The sequence below is a fragment of the Algibacter sp. AS12 genome (assembly GCF_046736315.1).
GTDB classification, from domain to species: domain Bacteria; phylum Bacteroidota; class Bacteroidia; order Flavobacteriales; family Flavobacteriaceae; genus Algibacter_B; species Algibacter_B amylolyticus.
Map to the genome: position 1 here is coordinate 1,484,891 of NZ_CP151841.1, position 19,611 is coordinate 1,504,501.

Below are 19,611 nucleotides of genomic sequence, written 5' to 3' on the forward strand. Positions count from 1 at the left end.
TTAATTGTTAATTATATGATTAAAAGCCTTTAAAATATCACTCATGTTTTCTTCTCCAAATACTTGAGAAAAACTAAAAGGATCTGATACTCGACCATAATAACTAGTACTGTTAAGTGTATTTAAATAATTTATTTTACTAGAATCGTCAATACTAGGAAATTTATTTTGCTTCACCTCATTAATTATTTCAGGTAATTCATTTAAATTATCTAAATATTTACAATTTACTTGGTCATTATTTAACGTTTTCACCAATGTAATAACTGGTTTATTTGATAAAATGCACTCTATTGCAATGGTTCCAGTAACTGTTACAACCAAATCAATATCTTTTAAAATATCATCCATTTTCACGCTATGCTTTAACGTAATAACTTTTGGGTTATTTGTTATATATGAAACTAACTCTTTTGAGAGCTCGTATTTAGATTTTGGATTGGGTTTTACAACTAGTTTAGCGTTGTCTGATAACTGATCTGTTAATTGCTTTATTAGCTTTAATTGATCTCTGTGTTTTATACCCCAAACATCTATATTCGCTTCTGGCTGCATTTGTAATGGGTATAAAACTATAAAGTTATTTTGTGGGTTAATTTCGTCTTGCGAAACAAGATCCCAAGCTTCAATATTTGCTTTGTTATCCTTTTGTAATTGATATTTTACTTTTGGGTTTGGTGTATTAAACGTATCTCCAGAAACAAACGATTTTACTTTTAGAAATTTATCTTTAAGCGTTTTCATTTTAGCTTTTTTGACAACTTTCATGTAATCCGGTTTTGCTTTTCTGTTTGCAATACTATCTACAATTTCTAAAGCTTCTTTTTCTATTAAAAACTCATTACTTCCTTTATAAGGCTCTAATGTATCATATTTATAAAACGCAAATCTATTTTTTGGATACCTACAAGATGATGGATTTAAAAATAAAATATTCCTCTTTTTACAATTAGCTATTGTAAGTAATTCATGAAAAGCTGTGGACTCTCCAAATACAAAATCAGGTTTATATGATCCTAATATTTTATCAATTTCTAAATTATAATAGTAAAAATACTTTGTGCCTTTTTTTCGAAAAAAGTTTTGCATTCTATCTGAAACTATAACTTGTTCCACATCTTTACAAGGCTTATAGTTTTTTTTTGAAATGTTTTTAGGATAAGGTATTATGAAATTCGTTACATTGCTTTTTGGCGTATAATCTTTGTTTTGAACTATAAATGCCACCTCGTGTCCTTCTTTTGCTAAGTTATTAGCTATAGCCTCAAAAGTGAATGTTTTATATCGATTTTCTATAAATAATAACTTCATAAAGCAGCTTAATTAATTATATTAAAACTTAAAGGTGTTCCTTTTACTGTATCTTCCTTAAATGTTTTATTAATTATTTCATTATAATGTTTAGGGTGAAGTCCCGCAGCAGGCCTTACGGCTTTAATATTTTCTGAAGTTATTTTATCGCCTTTTTTAACATCTTTACAAACAAATAAGGAAGTACCTCTTGTTTTACTATCTTTTTGCTTATCTGTAAGCTCGTAAGTTACACTACCCAAAGCCAACTCCAAGTTTCTAACATTATCTACCATGGCTTTAAACTCATGAGGCTCCATTGAAAAAGCAGCATCGACACCACCATTGGATCTATCTAAAACAAAGTGTTTTTCTATAATTTTTGCACCTAAAGAAACCGCTCCCATAGGCACTACGCTACCCATTGTATGGTCTGATAAGCCTACTAAAGTGCCAAATTTTTCTTTTAAATCTGGAATCACTTTTATGTTAATTTCATTAAAAGGTGTTGGATATGCCGATGTACATTTTAGTAATGCAATATCATTATTACCAACCTTTTTACAAGCCTCAACAGCAAGTTGAATATCTTCTAAATCTGCGATTCCTGTTGATATAATTATTGGTTTCCCTTTTGATGCCGCATATTCTATTAATGGAATATCTTGAATTTCAAACGATGCAATTTTATACGCTGTAGTGTTTATACTTTCAAGAAAATCTATAGCTTCTTTATCAAAAGGCGAAGAAAAGCATTCCATTCCTAAAGAGTTTACCAATTCAATAAGTTTAGGCTGCCATTCATAAGGCATTGCGCCTACTTTAAAAACATCGTAAGGTCTTTGGCCTTTCCACAAACCAGAGTCTCTAGGAGCAAAGTATTTGGTGTCTGCGTTCATTGAAATAGAATCTGCAGTATAGGTTTGTAACTTCACACAATCGGCGCCAGCTTCCTTCATAGCGTGAATAGTATCGACAGCTAATTGGTAATCGTTATTGTGATTTGCAGATAACTCAGCAATTATAAAAACTTTGCTAGTGTCTGATATTTTAAAATTACCTATTTTCATTTTACTTTATATTTTTATTTAAAAGGTAATCACCTTCAATATTTTTAATTTCTTTAGCAGGAATACCTCCTATTACCACATTGTTACCAAAAGATTTGGTTACAACACTTCCTGCGGCGACTAAACTACCATCTCCTATAGTAACTCCAGCTGTAACACTAGATTGTGCAGCAATCCAAGTACCTACTCCTATTTCAATTTTTTTAGCCTCATACCCTCCAAAACGAAACGAATATCCTTTTCGTAAATGATTACTAGCTGTTATGGATACAAAGTTACCAATTAAAACCTCATCTTTTAACTCTATTTCACCTTGGCCCAAGTAGGTGTTAAACCCTATGTAAACATGGTTTCCAACAGTTAATCCATTTGGGTTAAAGATAAATGCCTGAGAACCTACTTTAAAATTTTCGCCATAAGATTTTAAAAAAGGTTCGTAAAGCTTTCCTCTTTTTCTATCTCCATAGGGTCCATCTGGAATAAAAAGACCTCTAAGTTTAATATACCTACGCCAAAAATTAGTGATTTTTTTCATTTAATTTAACTCTATATTCTCAATACAATCCAATATACGACTTGTTCCTTTGCTATCAATAGTATTTTGTAATGCTTTACTTATTGACTTCCTTTTTTCTCTATTTAAAATTAAATCTTTTATTGCTTTTGTTATATCCGCTTGATCTAAATTTTTTACAATCCCTAAATTTACGCCTCCAACTAATTCTGTAACCCTTTCGGTAATATTATACTGCATTTCATGTATGGATAATGCTATAAATGGAGTTCCTGTTAGTGCTAACTCATACCTTGTTAAACCCCCATTTATTATGGCACAAGTTGAATTAAACATTAAATCTGCAATGTTATTTACACTTTTCTTAATTATAATATTAGGACTATTTGAAGCTAACTGTTCTACTTCATTAAAAGTTGTAGCAGCTGTTCCTAAAATTACCGTTGCCTTATAATCGAGATCTAAATTTAATAGCGCTTTAACCACTATTGGTGTAAAGCCAAAAGCATCCGATCCGCCCATAGTTACTAAAATTTCTGGAGTAACTTCATTAAACTCTTTTGAAAAATCTTTTAAAAATTCATCACGAAATGTTAAGTACTTTGGCCCCGATAAGAGTTTAGTTTTCTTGTATTTGTTTTGAATAAATGGATTAGTTTTTATTTCCATTCCTGGAAAAAACGATAGGTCTTCATATCTAGTTTCTTCAGAATAATAAAACGATGTGATTGATACCATTTTAATCTCAAATTCTGGTAAGAAGTTAAATTTCAAAAATTCTTTTTCTAATAAATCTAATACTACAACATCTTTACTTTTTAAAAGCTCTCGATATTGATGGATATGAGTTTTTGGCGTTTTCCAAACATCCTCTTTTACAACTTTAAAAGGAATATTATTTGCTTGTAAAAGTTCTTGAATAATTGGGTTTTCTTGAAACACAAAAGAGGTAGCAATACCTCTTTTAATGGCTTCTGTGGCTATGGTTATACTTCTATAAACATGCCCTAAACCAATTTTTTGGTTTCCATTAACTAAAAAGCATATGCTATTAATGTTTTTCAATTTTAAAAAGTATTTTCGATTTTAGGTTCAAGGCTAAAGCTTCGGCTTCTTGGTAAGAACCTCCTTTAACAATAATTTTCCCTATTCTATCTGTTCCTTTTCTTAAAATTGAAACTTGTTCACCTATACTTTCAGTAACCTCAATTTCAAGGACATCTTTATGGTTTTTAACTTCATCAGGAATAATAATTTCTTTTAATATTCCATCTTCCTTTGCTTCCAATATTTCGGCGGCTGTTGGAATTTGTTGCGTTTCATTTAAAACAACATCCTCTCCTAAAGCATTTAAAATTGTTGCTTCAACCCAATCAATTCCTGTATAATATTTAACTAATTCTGGTAAGCACGTAGCACCAATTCTTGCTCCAACTTCAATAATTTTTGCTTTACCGTCTTTTTTATCAAAAATTAAATCAATGTTTGAAGGCCCATTGTTAATTTCTAAGGCTTCAACACATTCTTTAATAGTTTTTTCGGCATAAATTAATTGTTCTCCTTCTATAAAAGTTGGAAATGAATGCCCAGTAGGAACCATAAATTCTCCTGGTGCAAGCGTATCGTTATGCAGCAATACCTTAACACATTCTCCATTAATACTAAATGCTTGAGCTCCTATTTCTACGCCATCAATAAACTCTTCAACAAGTACATTTTTTTGTCTTGAATATTTTAAAGCTTCATCAAATGCTTGAGCTACTTTTTGACTATTTTCAACTTTAGTTACACCTCTGCTTCCCGAACTATCTACAGCTTTAACTATAACAGGGAAACCTATTTTTTCGGCAGCTACTTTTGCTGCATCGTGATTGGTTACTATTTCAAATATTGGTTGGGCAACACCTTTTTCTTTTAATTTAAGTCTGGTTTGTGTTTTATGGCTACAATCAATTGCGCATTGGTAACTTACACCTGTTAAATTTAGCTTGTCGTTTACTAAGCCTATTGTAGGTATAGGTAAGTCGGTTTGCATAGTCATAACACCATCAACCTTATGGGCTTTTGCTAGTTTTAAAACAGCCTCCTCGTCAATAATATCAACTGGAAACGACTTATCTACCATTGCCATACCAATAGCATTTGGGTTTTTATCTATTACAATAACATTTAAACCTAATTCTATTGCTTTTTCAATAGCTGGTACTTGCCCAAATCCAGCACCAACAATTAACAACGTTTTTCCGGTTACTTTGCTCATCTTTTTATTTGTTATTGTGTTTAAATTTAAATTCTGCAAGATTCCAATCTTCAACAGTATCAATATCTTGAGTTTCTAACTCACTTAATATAAGCGGCTTTATTGTTCCGCAGGATAATTTATTATTTTCTGGTTTTAAAAAGCTTTCTGTTTTAGTAAAATAAAACATTCCCGCATCGTGGTAACCAATTTCTAAATCTTGTGTTCTTTTACTAAAGTTCTCTGGGTAAAAAAAGGTTAAATCGCCATTACTATTTTTCTTTAACGCTCTTTGAATTGGGTAACTAAAAGGTACCACAGGTAAAACAGAGTCTGTTTTATCGGTTTTTAAAATAGTATAAGCTTGATTAAGTAATTTAGGCGTAACAAATACGCTGGTTGCTAAAATACAACTTACAGCATTAAAGTTTTTAAATGTACCTAATACCTCTTGTACAACATGAAATAATGTTGCAAAATCATCTGAATTTTCTTTTGATCTTAATAGCGCTTTTGCACCATATTTTTGTGCAATTTCTGCTATTTCAACATCATCGGTAGATACTACAACCTCATCAAACAAGTTACTTTTAAGAGCAGCCTCTATAGGATAAGCAATTATTGGTTTGCCTAAAAAGAGTTTTATATTCTTTCTGGGTATACGTTTACTTCCTCCTCTTGCAGGTATTATTGCTAAATTAGCCATTTATAAAAGATAACACTTTTTCTATTACAAAAGCTTGTTCTTTATCTGTAAGCGTAGGATACATTGGCAAACTAATACACTTAGAGTAGTAGTTTTCAGAATTTTCAAGACCAGCACTTCCATAACCTATTTCTTTATAATAAGGCAATGTATGAACAGGAATATAGTGTATTTGAGAATAGATATTATGACTTCTTAAAAAGTCATAAAGCCCTTTTCTATCTTCTACTTCAACAACAAACAAATGGTGTGCATTTAAAGCTCCTTCTTGTAGGCCTTGGTACTTTATTTTATCTTTAAAAGCCTCCTTATAAACATTTGAAATCTTATTTCTTCTATCTACTCCAGCATTGTTTTTAGCAAGTTGGGTAATTCCTAATGCAGATTGAATATCTGTTAATCTATAATTAAAACCAAGTTCTTGCATCTCATAAAACCATCCTCCATGGTTTTCGGCCATGTTTTCTTTGGTTATTCCATGCGTTCTTAAAGAAGATAGTTTTTTATATAATTTTTCAGAATTTGTTGTAATCATTCCTCCTTCACCACAAGCAATATGTTTTACAGGATGAAAAGAAAATATTCCTATATCCGCATAATTACCATTACCACACAATTGCTTTTCACCTTTAGAATCGGTAAAATAACCACCTGGTGCATGACAAGCATCTTCAATTATCCATAAATCATGCTTATCTGCTAATGCCCTAAACGCCTCTAAATCTACAGGAAGACCTGCAAAATCCACAGGAATAATACCTTTAAAAAAGCCTTTTGGCTTGCTTTCAATTAGCTTTGAGGTACTTTCAAAAGACAAAACATAAGAATCTGGATCTATATCAGCGAACCAAACTTCGCCACCAGCATACCTAACACAATTGGCTGATGCCGCAAATGTTATTGGTGTTGTAATAACGCGTTCTCCCTCTTTTAAGCCTAGCGCCAAAACAGCTAGATGTAAACCAGAAGTGGCGTTATTTACTGCTACTGCATATTTGGAGCCAACATATTCTGCAAATTTATCTTCAAATTCCTTTACTTTTGGACCTTGTGTTAAAAAATCTGCTTGTAATGTTGACACTACTGTATCAATATCGTCTTGATCAATATGTTGTCTTCCGTATGGTATAGCTTTCATTATACTTCGAAATTAGTATCTACGTGCTCTTTAATAAGATTTCTTAAAGACTCTACAGTTTCCCATTCTGTATTATCTCCAGAATTATAACTGAAACCTAATTCTACTTTTTTAGCATTAAATTCCGTAATATATGCATCCAACTTCCAAGAATGGGTTGCTGGTAAAATAGTATAATACTTTCCTAAATCATATGTATAGAAAGAATCTGAAGGTGTAATCATTTCTTCATGTACTTTTTCTCCAGGCCTGATACCCACTACAGGTTTTTCACAATTTGGACCAATAGCATTGGCAACATCCATAATTTTATATGAAGGTATTTTTGGCACAAATAATTCGCCTCCCCAAGCATGTTCTAAAGCATGCATTACCATATCTACACCACCTTGAAGTGAGATATTAAACCTAGTCATATTTGGATCTGTAATTGGTAATTTATCTTCTTCCTTCTTTTTATTTATAAAAAACGGAATAACAGAACCATTAGACCCCATTACATTACCATAACGTACAACAGAAAACTTTATAGGATTTTCTCCTTTAATATTATTTGCAGCAACAAATAACTTATCTGATGTTAATTTTGTGGCGCCATAAAGGTTAATAGGTGCACATGCCTTATCGGTTGAAAGTGCAACAACACGTTGTACTTTAGTTTTAAAACAAGCATCCACAACATTTTGTGCTCCTCCAATATTCGTTTTAATACATTCGTCTGGGTTATATTCCGCAATATGAACATGTTTCATAGCTGCTGCATGAATAACATAATCTACGCCTTGAAATGCTCTAACTAATCTTTCATTATCTCTTACATCTCCAATGAAATATCTAATTTGAGGATATTGGCTGCTAGGATATTCTTGAGCCATCTGAAATTGTTTTTGTTCATCTCTAGAATAAATAATTAACCTTCTTACTTCGGGATTATTATTTAAAATATGACTTGTTAGTGCCTTTCCTAGAGAACCTGTACCTCCAGTGATTAAAATAGATTTGCCTTTTAAATTGAACATTTGGATCTTAGTTTGGTAAAATTGAATATATTTTCTGAAAACAAAAGTAATATATTTGTATGTATTTGACGTTTTTATTTTTAAAACTATGTCGTTTCCTTCAAAAAATGAAATAGTTTTTATAAATCACTAATTTTTAAAACTGAATATTTTGGTCGCCTTGCCAAAGTTTTATATTTATTACTTTTAATAATTTGTGTTTGTTGAGACTTATTGTTCTCTTCAAGTATTCTTATTGCGAAATCATACCAAGACATAACATCTAAATCACAAAAATGAAGAATACCATAGCCTTGGTAATCATTTTGAATTAAATTAAGAATGTAATTTGTTAAATTAACTGTATCTGTTGGGCATCCAACTTGCTTAGTTGTAATATAAAGCTCTTTTTCTGTTTCGGATTTACTTAGTATTGTTTTATAAAAATTATTACCATACTTTTTACTATATAACCATGACGTTCTAATTATAAAATACTTTTCTAAGTTTTCCTGTATGTTTTTTTCACCTAATAATTTAGACTTACCATATTCATTAATTGGGTTTGTACAATCCGTTGTTAAATAAGGGGCTTGTTTTTCACCATTAAATACATAGTCTGTAGAAATATGAATCAAAATTACATTATATGTTTTACAATACTCCGATAATAATTTTACACCATCGGAATTAATATTATACGCTTCCTCTGGCGTTTTTTCTGCCTGTTCTACATTTGTATAGGCAGCACAGTTAATACAATAATCAAAGGTATTTGTACTAAAATATTGTAATAAATCTTTAGGATTAGTAATACTTAAATCAGCTTTTGTAACAAATGTAAAATCAATATCTAAAATACCTGAATCATTAATTTCTTTTATGGTTTGTCCTAATTGGCCATTGGCTCCAGTAACTAAAACTTTTTTATTCATTAAACAAGTCTTTAAAAGTTAGTAAAACCTCATCTTTTTTTGATATTACGAACTCATCTTTTGCTAACTGCCAATCAATGTTTAAAGTTTCATCATTATATATGATGCCTGATTCGGATGATTGGTTATAAAAATTATCACATTTATAAGAGAATATGGTTTCATCTTCTAGCACCACAAATCCGTGAGCAAATCCCCTTGGCATATATATTTGTTTTTTGTTTTCGCCTGTTAAAACCGCAGAAATGTATTGACCAAAAGTTGAAGACTGCTTTCTAATATCAACACAGACATCCAAAACACTACCCTTAATTACCTGAACTAACTTTGCTTGAGCATGATTTCCCTTTTGGAAGTGTAGGCCTCTTAAAACACCTCTTGAGGATTTAGATATATTATCTTGCACAAAATTTGCAATTATACCTGTTTTTTCAAAAAACACATTTTTATTGAAAGTTTCTAAAAAGTAACCTCTATCATCATAAAAAACTCTTGGACTAATTATATAGCACCCCTTTAAATATGTTTCCTTTAGCTCCATGTATTATACCAATTGTTGAAGATACTTACCATAACCGCTTTTAAGTAAAGGTTCTGCTAATTTTAGTAATTGATTTTTATTAATATATCCCATTTTATAGGCCACCTCTTCTATACAGCCAATTTTAAGACCCTGTCTCTCCTCTATAACTTGCACAAATTGAGACGCTTGCATTAAAGAATTAAAAGTACCTGTATCTAACCAAGCGGTTCCTTTATCTAAAATTTGAACAGACAAATTACCTTTTACCAAATAGGCTTTATTGATATCTGTTATTTCCAATTCTCCTCTTGGACTAGGCTTTATGCTTTTTGCTATTTCAACAACGGAATTATCGTAAAAATAAATACCAGGAACAGCAAAATTTGATTTTGGCTGTTTAGGCTTTTCTTCTATCGAAATAGCCTTATTATTAGCATCAAACTCAACAACTCCATAGCGATTAGGGTCTTGCACATGATAAGCAAAAATAACACCACCATCGGGGTTATTAATGTTTTGTAGTATTTGATCTAAACCAGATCCGTAAAAAATATTATCACCCAAAATTAAGGCTACTTTATCATCGTCAATAAACTCTTCACCTATAATAAATGCCTCTGCTAATCCGTTTGGTTCTTCTTGAACTGCATACTCAAATCTACAACCAAACGCTGCTCCATTTCCTAACAACTCTTTAAATCTTGGGGTATCTTTAGATGTAGATATAATTAAAATTTCCTTTATACCAGCTGAAAGCAACGTTGTTAAAGGATAATAAATCATTGGCTTATCATATATTGGCATCAATTGCTTACTAACCACCTTAGTAAGAGGATGTAATCTAGTTCCCGAACCACCTGCAAGTATTATCCCTTTCATATTATTTTGAATATTTATCTAAATACCAATTAACCGTCTTTTTAATTCCAGATTCAAAGTTTTCATCTGCTTGCCAACCTAATTTGTTTTCAATTTTAGAGGCATCAATAGCGTATCTAAAATCATGTCCTGGCCTGTCCTTAACAAAGGATATTTGATTTTTATATGATGTTTTTTTAGGTAAAACATCATCTAGAATAGCACAAATTGTATTGGCAATATACAGATTATTCCTTTCGTTTTTTCCTCCAATATTGTAAGTTTCACCCGAAATTCCGTTTAAAAAAACATTTCCAATACCTTTACAATGATCTAATACATACAACCAATCTCTTATGTTTTTCCCATCGCCATAAATAGGAATTTCTTCCCCAAAAATGGCTTTTCTAATTATAGTTGGAATTAACTTTTCATCATGTTGTTTAGGTCCATAATTATTTGAGCAGTTTGTAGTCACTACATTCATTCCATAAGTATGAAAATAACTTCTAACTATAAAATCTGAAGACGCCTTTGAAGCACTATATGGACTATTAGGTGCATACGGTGTGTTTTCTGTAAATAAACCAGTTTCTCCTAGGGTTCCGTAAACTTCATCAGTTGAGATATGGTGGAACCTGCTATTTTTAAATAATTCTTTAACTTTATTTGGCGCATCCATCCAATTACTTTTAGCAACATCTAATAAATTAAATGTTCCTGTAATATTGGTATCTATAAAGGCACCAGGATTAGATATAGAATTATCTACATGTGATTCGGCTGCAAAATGAATAACACCAGTAAATTGGAATTCTTTAAATAAGTTTTCTAACAAAGTTCTGTTACAAATATCACCTTTTACAAAAGTATAGCGATTACTCGATTCTAATTTTTTTAAATTAGAAAGCTCACCTGCATAGGTGAGCTTGTCTAAATTTATAATATGGTATTGCTTATTTTGCTCTAAAAAATTTGGAATAAAATTAGAACCTATAAAACCAGCACCTCCTGTTACTAAAATGTTATTCATTTAATTTTAATTCCTCTTCGTATTTCCTTAAGAATTTATTGAATTCTAAAGCTAATAAACCAGCAATAGCTAAAGCTATCATTGCTAAAATATACCAGTTTCTTACCTTAACATTTACGTATATTCCGGGATCTTGAAATGCCGACAAAACATGAATTGCTTTTTGATTATTAACTTTTTTTAAGGCTATTGTAGACAATTCGTTATTTAAATCTGTCTCTAATTTAAAAAGCTCCATTTCTTTTGTGGGTCTTAAATTACTAGAACCCATATAAAAATTAGTGCCACCAGATCCAGGTTTAAGGGCCTCTTGTTCTACATCACTCATCATAAGTTCTCTATAATCACTCCTTAAGGAATCAATTTTAGACAGCGTTGATTTAATAATTGCCTCTCTTGCCAAAAGATTTAAATGCTCAGTATCTTGAACACTTTTAAGGTAAGCACTTATTTTAGTTTCAATAAGTTTACTTTCAATTTTATTAAAAATGTGTCTATCGTATGAATCAACAGTTATGTAATAATAGGCAAAATCTGAAATATCTAAATTCTTCTCATAGCTTTCAAAGCTTATCGCTTTTAAAGTCAAAGAATCAGCACCTTTTACAAACCGATTAAATGCCATTAATTTATCATTTGTATTCGATTTTGCTTTTATAGTTATACCTCTAATTTGTCCTGCTTGGGCAGGAGTAATTTCAAGAGCACTTGCCAAGGCTATAGAATCTTTCGAAGCAGCTAATTGCCCTAAGAGTTTAGTGTTATCTATTAATTGATCATTTATGCCAAAGTTTGGTTTTACTATAATAGTTGAAGAGTAATAAGGCTCAAAAAAGTAATCTATAATACTACCAATTACAAAACCGATAGCACCTGCAATTACTAATACAATAATGTTTCTCCTAATAAATAAGGCAAACATTATAAATAGCTTAAAAACATATTTGAGAATACCTACAATAAAGTCGAATACAGATTTTATAGCATTACCTATAAGTGTAAATATTTGAATGATATCTACCTCTTCTGATTTAGGTGTTTCTGGTAAATTTGTTTTACTCATTTTTATATTAATTTAATATTTGTTCTAATATAGTTCTTGTAATTAAATAGGTTGGCCTAACTCCCGAAGTCCCTAAACCACCCGATGCTAATGTAGCCCCTGTTTCTAAAGGGTTATCACTAGCATAATACGCGTATCTTACTTTTACGTCTGCACTTATACTACCACGTACTTTCGATGCGGCTTGAATGGCTTTTTGGTAATGTGCACCTTCCATTTCTAGACCAATTACATTCCAAGTTGAATTGTAAAAGAATTTCAAAATATCTTTGTTTTGAAGCGACGTTCCTAAGACGGTTATCATCGAGCCTTCGTAAACATTTACACCTTGACCTTCCAGATCCTCTCTCTTTAATTCATTTTTAAAAGGGTAATTATCTGCTGTACCTTCAAATATATGTGCAGACGGAATCATAATATCTCCTTTTCCGCCTTCTAAAATACCAGCTTTACCCATTATGGAAACCGACTCGACATTTAAATGTGTTTTTTTACCCTTTTGCTTGTAGGGTTTTAATAACTCATCAATAGTCTCGTATGCTTGCTCTCCAAAGGCATAATCCATAACCAAAATAACTGGTTGTTGTTGCTTTAAAATGGCATCATCAATTTTAATATCTAATTTTGAAGCATCAATTTTGGCGGTATCAAAGATTTGCACATCAATATTGGCTCCAGATGAGTCCTTAATGTAAGTCATACCCTTTTGCAACGCTTCCTTTGATACTTTATTACGTAAATCGTTATTATCTTTATTACTTAAGGCCTCGTAAACTTGAAAAATATCCTTTTTAGCAACTATTGGTTTTAATGCGCTAGGTGTAAAAAGCGTATTCATAACACTGTGCATATTAGCACTAATTATATGAATTGGGCGCTCTAGTAAATTGTTTTTAAACAAAACATCCTTTATGGTGTCTGCCCAAATTTCGCCATGTATGTGATGGCCAATTCGTTCTCTTAAAACAGGACTAAAAGTTACGGTACGCTTGTTATTATTAACCAACTCTTCAATAGCTAACTTCCCTAACCAATATACAATATGCAATAAACGTTCTGGTTGTGTTGGGGTTGCAAATTGGTTATAAACAGTTGTTAGCTCATTAAATGTTCTACCTAAAATATTAGCTATATGGGTAATGGTTACCTCACGTTCCTCTTGTGTAAGTTTCTTTTTGGCTAAAACTGCTTTTTCAAGTTTTATCCAATCTCGGGTTGTTGCTCCATCCTCATCAATTAAAACACGTTTACTAATTTTATGAGACTCAACAAAAAGAAAAGTAAGGTGCGTTAAAATGTCATAAATCTCAGATCGACCACGAGTAATTTCAATGTTCATTTGCTCGTCATCTATTCGATAACAATTACGACGACGTTTTTCTGGAATTATAGGTTTAAAATGCGATGTAGAGTACCCTTCATCGCTCGTTAAATTAATAAACATACATTCCTCAATACCTTGAGGCAATCTATCTATTACATAAAGCAAGCCTTCTAGTTCGGCTTTTTCATCGCCAATAGACCCGTAAATTTCTGGTCGTAAAAGCAATAAGGATTGCCTTAAAGTTTCTCCCGAAACTCCCATTGGCTTGTAAAACCCTCTATTAAACAGGTGACGCATAGTAATATACATCCGTTCAATAGCATTCGAGCTTTCTTGAGCTCGAGTTCTAGCATGATGTTTTTTATTGCTCATATTATAATTTGGTCGCGCAAATATAACACTATTTGTGTTAATTTTTATACGCTAAAATTTATCCACAATGTTGCGGTCGTTAGACAATCTAGGGATTTTGTTTTGTCCTCCCAATTTTCCAATAGACTTCATATAATCTTGAAACCCATCTTTTTTAACTTTAGTAATTTTTAATGGTTGCAAAACTTTACCCTGAATTAAATCAAAATAGTATGAGTTTTGTTTCTGCAAAGATTCATCTATTTTTTGCGCTAAAGCTGACATGTCTTCTGGTTCATTTTCAAATTCTACAAACCATTCATGAAATGGTAAGCCTTCTTTAGGATTAATTTGAGGCGCCACCGTAAACTCCGAAACTCTAATATTAGAACCATGTGTAGCATCCTCCATGGCTTGTTCTACTTCTTTACCTATAACATGCTCACCAAAAGCCGAAATAAAATGTTTAATTCTGCCTGAAACAATAACACGATAAGGTTTAGTTGACGTAAACATAACCGTATCGCCTATATTGTATGCCCATAAACCTGCATTTGTCGAGATTATCATCACATAATTAACCCCAACTTCAACATCTTTTACGGTTATTCGTTTAGGCTGCTCTTCAAAAAACTCATCGGCTTTAATAAATTCGTAAAAAACACCTGAATTAAGCTGAAGCAACATCCCTTTTTCATCTTGCTTATCCTGAAATGCAAAAAAACCTTCACTAGCCGGATACAGCTCTATACTATCTACTTTTCTTCCTATTAAATTTTCAAATTTACTGCGATAAGGCTCATAATTAACGCCTCCAAAAATGAATAAATTAAAGTTTTTAAATATATCGCCTACCTTCTTTCCTGTTTTTTCTTGAAGCCTTTCAAAATACATTTGTACCCAAGATGGAATTCCAGAAATTATAGTCATGTTTTCTGGTAAAGTTTCTTCTACTATAGCATCTACCTTAGTTTCCCAATCGTCAATACAATTGGTTTCCCACGAAGGCAATCTGTTTTTCTGTAAATATTTAGGCACATAATGCGCCACGATACCAGATAAACGCCCCAATTGGATGCCGTTTTGTTCGTTTAAAATGGGGCTGCCTTGTAAAAAAATCATTTTACCATCTACAAATTTAGCATTCCCAGTTTCATGAATATACAACAAAATAGCATTTCTTGCCGCTTCAACATGACTTGGCATACTCTCTTTGGTAATAGGTATGTATTTTGAACCCGAAGTTGTGCCCGATGTTTTAGCAAAATATAAAGGCTTCCCTTTCCAAAGAATATCTTCCTTACCCGCAACTACCTTTTCAACATAAGGCTTTAACGCTTCGTATTCTCGAACGGGAACACGTTTAATAAAATCGTTATGATTTTTTATGCTTTTAAAATCATGATCCTTTCCAAATTCGGTACTTGCAGCTTGCGATATTAACTCTCGAAACACTTTTTCTTGTGTTTCAATTGGGTTATTAGCCCATTTTTGGACTTTCTTATAAATACGCTTAGCAAAAGGTTTTGCTAAAACAGATTTTAATGATAACATTTATTTTGAATGTGTTTTAAACCAGTTAATAACTAAATTATCGCTTTTGTTTTTAACAATTTACAAGATATAATTTTACTAGACACGAGAGTTATTCAAAATCAATAAAATTTGTTGGGTTAATTGGATACCCATCATTCCAAAGCTCAAAATGTAAATGCGGACCAGTAGATAATTCTCCTGTACTTCCTGCAGTGGCAATAACCTCTCCAGATTTAACTAAATCGCCTTGCGCTTTGGTTAAAGAAGCATTGTGCTTGTAAACAGAAATAAGACCATAACTATGCTCAATAATTATAACGTTACCGGTGTTTGCGGTCCATTCTGCAAAAATAACAATGCCATCGGCAGCCGCTTTTATAGGCGTATCTTTAGCCACAACCACATCTACGGCATAGTGTTTTTCTTTAGCGTTATATGGTTCGCTAATGGTGCCACTTACAGGGGGAAATAGCACAAAATTAGTAGTTGACGTTGCCGATTCAAACAAATTATACTTATCCTCTTTATCGACCTTTTCTCTAAGCAAAGAATCTTCTGCAATAGGATTTAAATCGACCTCACTAGCTTCTAATTTAACAGCTTGGATAATAGAATCTTTATTAAAATCTACGGTATTTACATCGCCTTTTAAAACCTTTTTTATAGACTCATAATACCTATCATTTAAATGAATAACACGTTGCAGCGAATCGGTTTTATAACTTAACTCGGTTGCTTTCTTTTTTAATGCCGTTGATGAGTATCCTGGTATATACTCACGAAGTGGCGTAAAAGCAATTAATAAGTACGTTAGGGTAATTAGAAAAATAGCCAATAAAGACATAAACACAAATACGTTTAGTCGCGTTAACTTAAATGATAAACGCTCTTCGAAAGTATTCTCATTAAGCACCATTAAACGATACTTATCGAGTAGTTTTCGTTTTATCTTTTTGGGTTTCTTTTTTTTGTCTGCCATGTTAAAACAAAAATAAATAAATTTATCACAAGACTTTACTATCAGTATGCTAAAGTTATGTTTAAAACGTTTTTATTGAACTTTAATTATTAACTTTGTACTTTAAAATCATTATTATGAACTTATACATGTTACCATTAGCAATAGGACCTTGGCAAATAGCATTAATTGTTCTAGCTGTTTTACTTTTATTTGGAGGTAAAAAGATACCAGAATTAATGCGTGGATTAGGTAGCGGAATTAAAGAATTTAAAGACGCTAGTAAAGAAGAAGAAACTACTGAAGATAAAAAAGGATAATTTTAAACTTATCTTAAAACGAAAAACCAGCCCGAGAGGCTGGTTTTTTTTATTTACTACATAGCGTATTGCTACTCTATTTTTACAGATTTTATAACAGATTCTAGCTCTAACATATAATTTCTTTTCTCTACAGATGGCGCAAATATAAAGGCTTCAACTACAACCCATCTTTTATTTACCTTATCTTCAATCATGTAATTTATAAATGGGCCGCCCATAAAATCGTTGGTTAACTCCCACAATCCTTTAGTTACTAAAGCTGGCTTATTATCTAAAATAGTTTCACCAAAAAAAGGTGTGTACGCCGACTCTGTTACCATAAACGAACTTACGGTATCGCCATTAGCTTTAACTGTACCATCTAATCGACCTTTAAAATAAGCCTGTCCTATAGAATCTCGAATCTTAATTATTTGCCCAACAGTACTATCATTTCTTGTAATAGCATTAAAAGGCAACTCGTAAAGCATAATGTGAGAATGCCCTGTGGTAATATCTTTTCTAAACCAAAAGAAATTACCCTCTTGCTTTGCTTGCTCGTAAATTGAAGAAAATTTAATAGTTAAACCTAGTTTTTCTTTTATAGTATTAAAGTTATGTGGTGACTTTGCCATTTGGCGTTGTCTCTCATCTAACTCCGAGTTTCTAAACGTTTCAATAATTTTAGCTTCATTATCTTTAACCACCTCAATAATTTCTTCTTTAGTGTTACCAGAAACCACAATTACTTTTTGAGGCTTAGCATACACATCTTCAGAAAATGCTATTCCCGCTGGTTTATTAGTTTCAACCTTTAAAACCGTTCTATTTTTGGTAACAAATCCAGAAAAAACAGATGGTGGAATCTGACTAATTGTAAACATAGGTTCATCTTGTGGCAACCCATAAATTGGTTTTGCAAGTACATATCTTATGGCTTCACCCACACGACCATCCCAATAATCGTTTTCTGTTACAACAGATACATTATTGATTGCACCAGAAGCATCTGGCAAATACTTTTCAGCTTTTTCGTTTTTATCAACACAAGACACTAAAAGTGTTAACGTAAGTAATGAAAATAGAAAATATCGCATAATATTTTTTAAGTTTAGTTAGGGTTTAACTCTTAGCAATTTTAAGAATCATTCCGGGTTTTAATTTACTACCACTAATACCGTTCCAATCTTTAATATTTTGAACAGAAACACCAGAAAATTTTTGAGAAATACTCCACAACGAGTCGCCATCCTTAACTGTGTAGTTAATAACATCGCCTTTTATAGGTATTATTTTTACTGTCGCTTTCGCGGAAGACGTAGCGTTTCCATGAGGTGTTCGCGGAAAAATGGTTAATCGTTGACCAATTTTTAAGTTATTGCTTCGTAAACCATTCCACTTTTTTATATCGCTAACCCTAACGCCATATAATCTTGAAATTTTACCTAAATAATCACCAGATTTTACACGATACGTCGTTTTATTTTGAGCTTCAATAAACTGAGGCATTTGTTTTTCACGTTTTTCAAGCTCCGCTTTAGCAAATGCATATATTCTATCTTCATTATTTACAAAGGTTCCAACTACATCCCGAGGCAATCTCAATACATAATTTTCATCTTTTATAAAAGGAATAATATCTAACTTATAAGACGGATTTAAAAACTGAAGTTCCTCAATAGGAGTGCCCGTAGCTTCCGAAACCTGATCGAGCGTTATTTGCTGCTTTACAACAACAGTATCAGTCTCAAAATAGGCCAATTCAGGTTTATAATTTTTAAAACCATGCTCTTTTGCATATTCAAAAATGTACATATTCGCTAAAAAGGCGGGCAAATACCCAGCAGTTTCCCTTGGTAAATTATGACGAATATTCCAATAGTTTCGGTAACCACCAGAACGACGAATGGCTTTACCAACATTACCAGGACCAGAATTATAAGCCGCAAGCGCCAAATCCCAATCGCCAAAAATTTTGTATAATCTTGATAAATATTTTGCTGCAGCCTCGGTAGATTTTATAGGGTCGCTACGCTCATCAACGTAACTACTTACATCCAACCCATATTCCTTACCTGTTCCGTACATAAATTGCCATAATCCTGTAGCACCAACTCTAGATCTTGCCCTAGGTTTTAATGCCGATTCTACTATAGCTAAATATTTAATTTCTAAAGGAATGTTATGTTTATCCAACTCTCCCTCAAACATAGGAAAGTAAAAGGCACTTAATGTTAATAGGTTTTGTATAGAGTTACGCCTGTGTTTTAAATACGATTTTATAACACTTTCTAGAGATGGATTATACTCTACATTAAAAGGCGTTCTAGCATCTAGTTCTTTTAAGCGTGCCTTAAGCGTATCGGTATGTAATTCTGGGTAATCAACAGGTTTGTAATCGAGCTCTGTAACGGTTTTATAAATGGTGTCGAATAAGCGGTTGCTATACAACTCATCAAACCAAGCTTGGTCTAACTTTAAAACGTATTCGTCGTCTTTTAAATTAGTTATGGATGTGCTATCTACAGTAGCTTCAATAGTTTTTTGGGTATAGGTATTATCTTCTACAACAGCACTTTTAAGAACTACTGTAGGCCCAGAAATGGTGTCTGGAATAGCAGTATTTTGAACAACTAAAGTATCTTTAACCTTAGGATTCTGAATAGATATCGTGTCTTGCGTTTGCGAAAAACAAGATGGTAAACTTAAAATATATAGTACTATAAAAAATCGAAAAGCCATAAAATCTATTCATTAATGAATGATGTTATGG

At 32.1% G+C, this 19,611-nt stretch carries 19 protein-coding genes; 1 reads left to right on the top strand and 18 read right to left on the bottom strand.

Annotation, left to right across the window (positions count from 1 at the left end):
- The 16 genes from AAFN75_RS06275 to AAFN75_RS06350 all read right to left on the bottom strand — a co-directional run bounded on the left by AAFN75_RS06275 (position 1) and on the right by AAFN75_RS06350 (position 16,557).
- Positions 1 to 1,311: a hypothetical protein gene (locus AAFN75_RS06275; RefSeq protein ID WP_411808744.1), complete on the bottom strand. Its 1,311-nt coding sequence runs from the start codon at positions 1,309 to 1,311 to the stop codon at positions 1 to 3.
- An 8-nt stretch (positions 1,312 to 1,319) separates the two neighbouring features.
- Positions 1,320 to 2,360, bottom strand: a complete 1,041-nt coding sequence (gene pseI, locus AAFN75_RS06280; RefSeq protein WP_411808745.1) for a pseudaminic acid synthase — start codon at positions 2,358 to 2,360, stop codon at positions 1,320 to 1,322.
- Position 2,361: 1 nt separating this feature from the next.
- On the bottom strand, positions 2,362 to 2,895 hold the full coding sequence (locus AAFN75_RS06285; protein WP_411808746.1) for an acyltransferase: 534 nt from the start codon (positions 2,893 to 2,895) through the stop codon (positions 2,362 to 2,364).
- The gene (locus AAFN75_RS06290; protein ID WP_411808747.1) at positions 2,896 to 3,939 is read right to left on the bottom strand and encodes a PseG/SpsG family protein; all 1,044 of its coding nucleotides are present in this window, start codon (positions 3,937 to 3,939) and stop codon (positions 2,896 to 2,898) included.
- Positions 3,926 to 5,134, bottom strand: coding sequence for an ATP-grasp domain-containing protein (locus AAFN75_RS06295; RefSeq protein WP_411808748.1), 1,209 nt, complete (start codon positions 5,132 to 5,134; stop codon positions 3,926 to 3,928). Before AAFN75_RS06295 ends, AAFN75_RS06290 begins: the two co-directional genes overlap by 14 nt.
- Positions 5,135 to 5,138: 4 nt before the next feature.
- Positions 5,139 to 5,819, bottom strand: a complete 681-nt coding sequence (gene pseF / locus AAFN75_RS06300; RefSeq protein ID WP_411808749.1) for a pseudaminic acid cytidylyltransferase — start codon at positions 5,817 to 5,819, stop codon at positions 5,139 to 5,141.
- Positions 5,812 to 6,957, bottom strand: coding sequence for a UDP-4-amino-4,6-dideoxy-N-acetyl-beta-L-altrosamine transaminase (pseC, locus tag AAFN75_RS06305; RefSeq protein WP_411808750.1), 1,146 nt, complete (start codon positions 6,955 to 6,957; stop codon positions 5,812 to 5,814). Before pseC ends, pseF begins: the two co-directional genes overlap by 8 nt.
- Positions 6,957 to 7,976, bottom strand: a complete 1,020-nt coding sequence (gene pseB / locus AAFN75_RS06310; protein WP_411808751.1) for a UDP-N-acetylglucosamine 4,6-dehydratase (inverting) — start codon at positions 7,974 to 7,976, stop codon at positions 6,957 to 6,959. The genes pseC and pseB overlap by 1 nt, the downstream gene beginning before the upstream one ends.
- A gap of 119 nt (positions 7,977 to 8,095) precedes the next feature.
- Positions 8,096 to 8,890 carry a dTDP-4-dehydrorhamnose reductase gene (gene rfbD, locus AAFN75_RS06315; RefSeq protein ID WP_411808752.1) on the bottom strand — a complete coding sequence of 265 codons (795 nt, stop codon included), beginning with the start codon at positions 8,888 to 8,890 and terminating at the stop codon, positions 8,096 to 8,098.
- On the bottom strand, positions 8,883 to 9,431 hold the full coding sequence (gene rfbC, locus AAFN75_RS06320) for a dTDP-4-dehydrorhamnose 3,5-epimerase (protein ID WP_411808753.1): 549 nt from the start codon (positions 9,429 to 9,431) through the stop codon (positions 8,883 to 8,885). The genes rfbD and rfbC overlap by 8 nt, the downstream gene beginning before the upstream one ends.
- 3 nt (positions 9,432 to 9,434) lie before the next feature.
- On the bottom strand, positions 9,435 to 10,292 hold the full coding sequence (gene rfbA, locus AAFN75_RS06325; protein ID WP_411808754.1) for a glucose-1-phosphate thymidylyltransferase RfbA: 858 nt from the start codon (positions 10,290 to 10,292) through the stop codon (positions 9,435 to 9,437).
- Between the two features lies 1 nt (position 10,293).
- Positions 10,294 to 11,304: a dTDP-glucose 4,6-dehydratase gene (gene rfbB, locus AAFN75_RS06330; RefSeq protein WP_411808755.1), complete on the bottom strand. Its 1,011-nt coding sequence runs from the start codon at positions 11,302 to 11,304 to the stop codon at positions 10,294 to 10,296.
- Positions 11,297 to 12,367, bottom strand: a complete 1,071-nt coding sequence (locus AAFN75_RS06335) for a hypothetical protein (RefSeq protein ID WP_411808756.1) — start codon at positions 12,365 to 12,367, stop codon at positions 11,297 to 11,299. The genes rfbB and AAFN75_RS06335 overlap by 8 nt, the downstream gene beginning before the upstream one ends.
- Positions 12,368 to 12,374: 7 nt before the next feature.
- Positions 12,375 to 14,063 (bottom strand): DUF6909 family protein, encoded by a 1,689-nt coding sequence (locus AAFN75_RS06340; RefSeq protein ID WP_411808757.1) that lies wholly within the window; start codon positions 14,061 to 14,063, stop codon positions 12,375 to 12,377.
- A 51-nt stretch (positions 14,064 to 14,114) separates the two neighbouring features.
- On the bottom strand, positions 14,115 to 15,596 hold the full coding sequence (locus tag AAFN75_RS06345; RefSeq protein ID WP_411808758.1) for a GH3 auxin-responsive promoter family protein: 1,482 nt from the start codon (positions 15,594 to 15,596) through the stop codon (positions 14,115 to 14,117).
- A 91-nt stretch (positions 15,597 to 15,687) separates the two neighbouring features.
- Complete coding sequence (locus tag AAFN75_RS06350) at positions 15,688 to 16,557, bottom strand: M23 family metallopeptidase (RefSeq protein WP_144114780.1); 870 nt, start codon at positions 16,555 to 16,557, stop codon at positions 15,688 to 15,690.
- 116 nt (positions 16,558 to 16,673) lie between these two features.
- Between AAFN75_RS06350 and AAFN75_RS06355 the strand changes: the two genes are divergently transcribed.
- Positions 16,674 to 16,856 (top strand): twin-arginine translocase TatA/TatE family subunit, encoded by a 183-nt coding sequence (locus tag AAFN75_RS06355; RefSeq protein WP_092849366.1) that lies wholly within the window; start codon positions 16,674 to 16,676, stop codon positions 16,854 to 16,856.
- A gap of 71 nt (positions 16,857 to 16,927) precedes the next feature.
- Here the strand turns inward: AAFN75_RS06355 and AAFN75_RS06360 are convergent, their stop codons facing one another.
- Positions 16,928 to 17,935: a DUF4837 family protein gene (locus AAFN75_RS06360; protein WP_411808759.1), complete on the bottom strand. Its 1,008-nt coding sequence runs from the start codon at positions 17,933 to 17,935 to the stop codon at positions 16,928 to 16,930.
- 25 nt (positions 17,936 to 17,960) lie between these two features.
- Positions 17,961 to 19,580 carry a LysM peptidoglycan-binding domain-containing protein gene (locus AAFN75_RS06365; protein ID WP_411808760.1) on the bottom strand — a complete coding sequence of 540 codons (1,620 nt, stop codon included), beginning with the start codon at positions 19,578 to 19,580 and terminating at the stop codon, positions 17,961 to 17,963.
- Positions 19,581 to 19,611 lie beyond the last annotated feature (31 nt).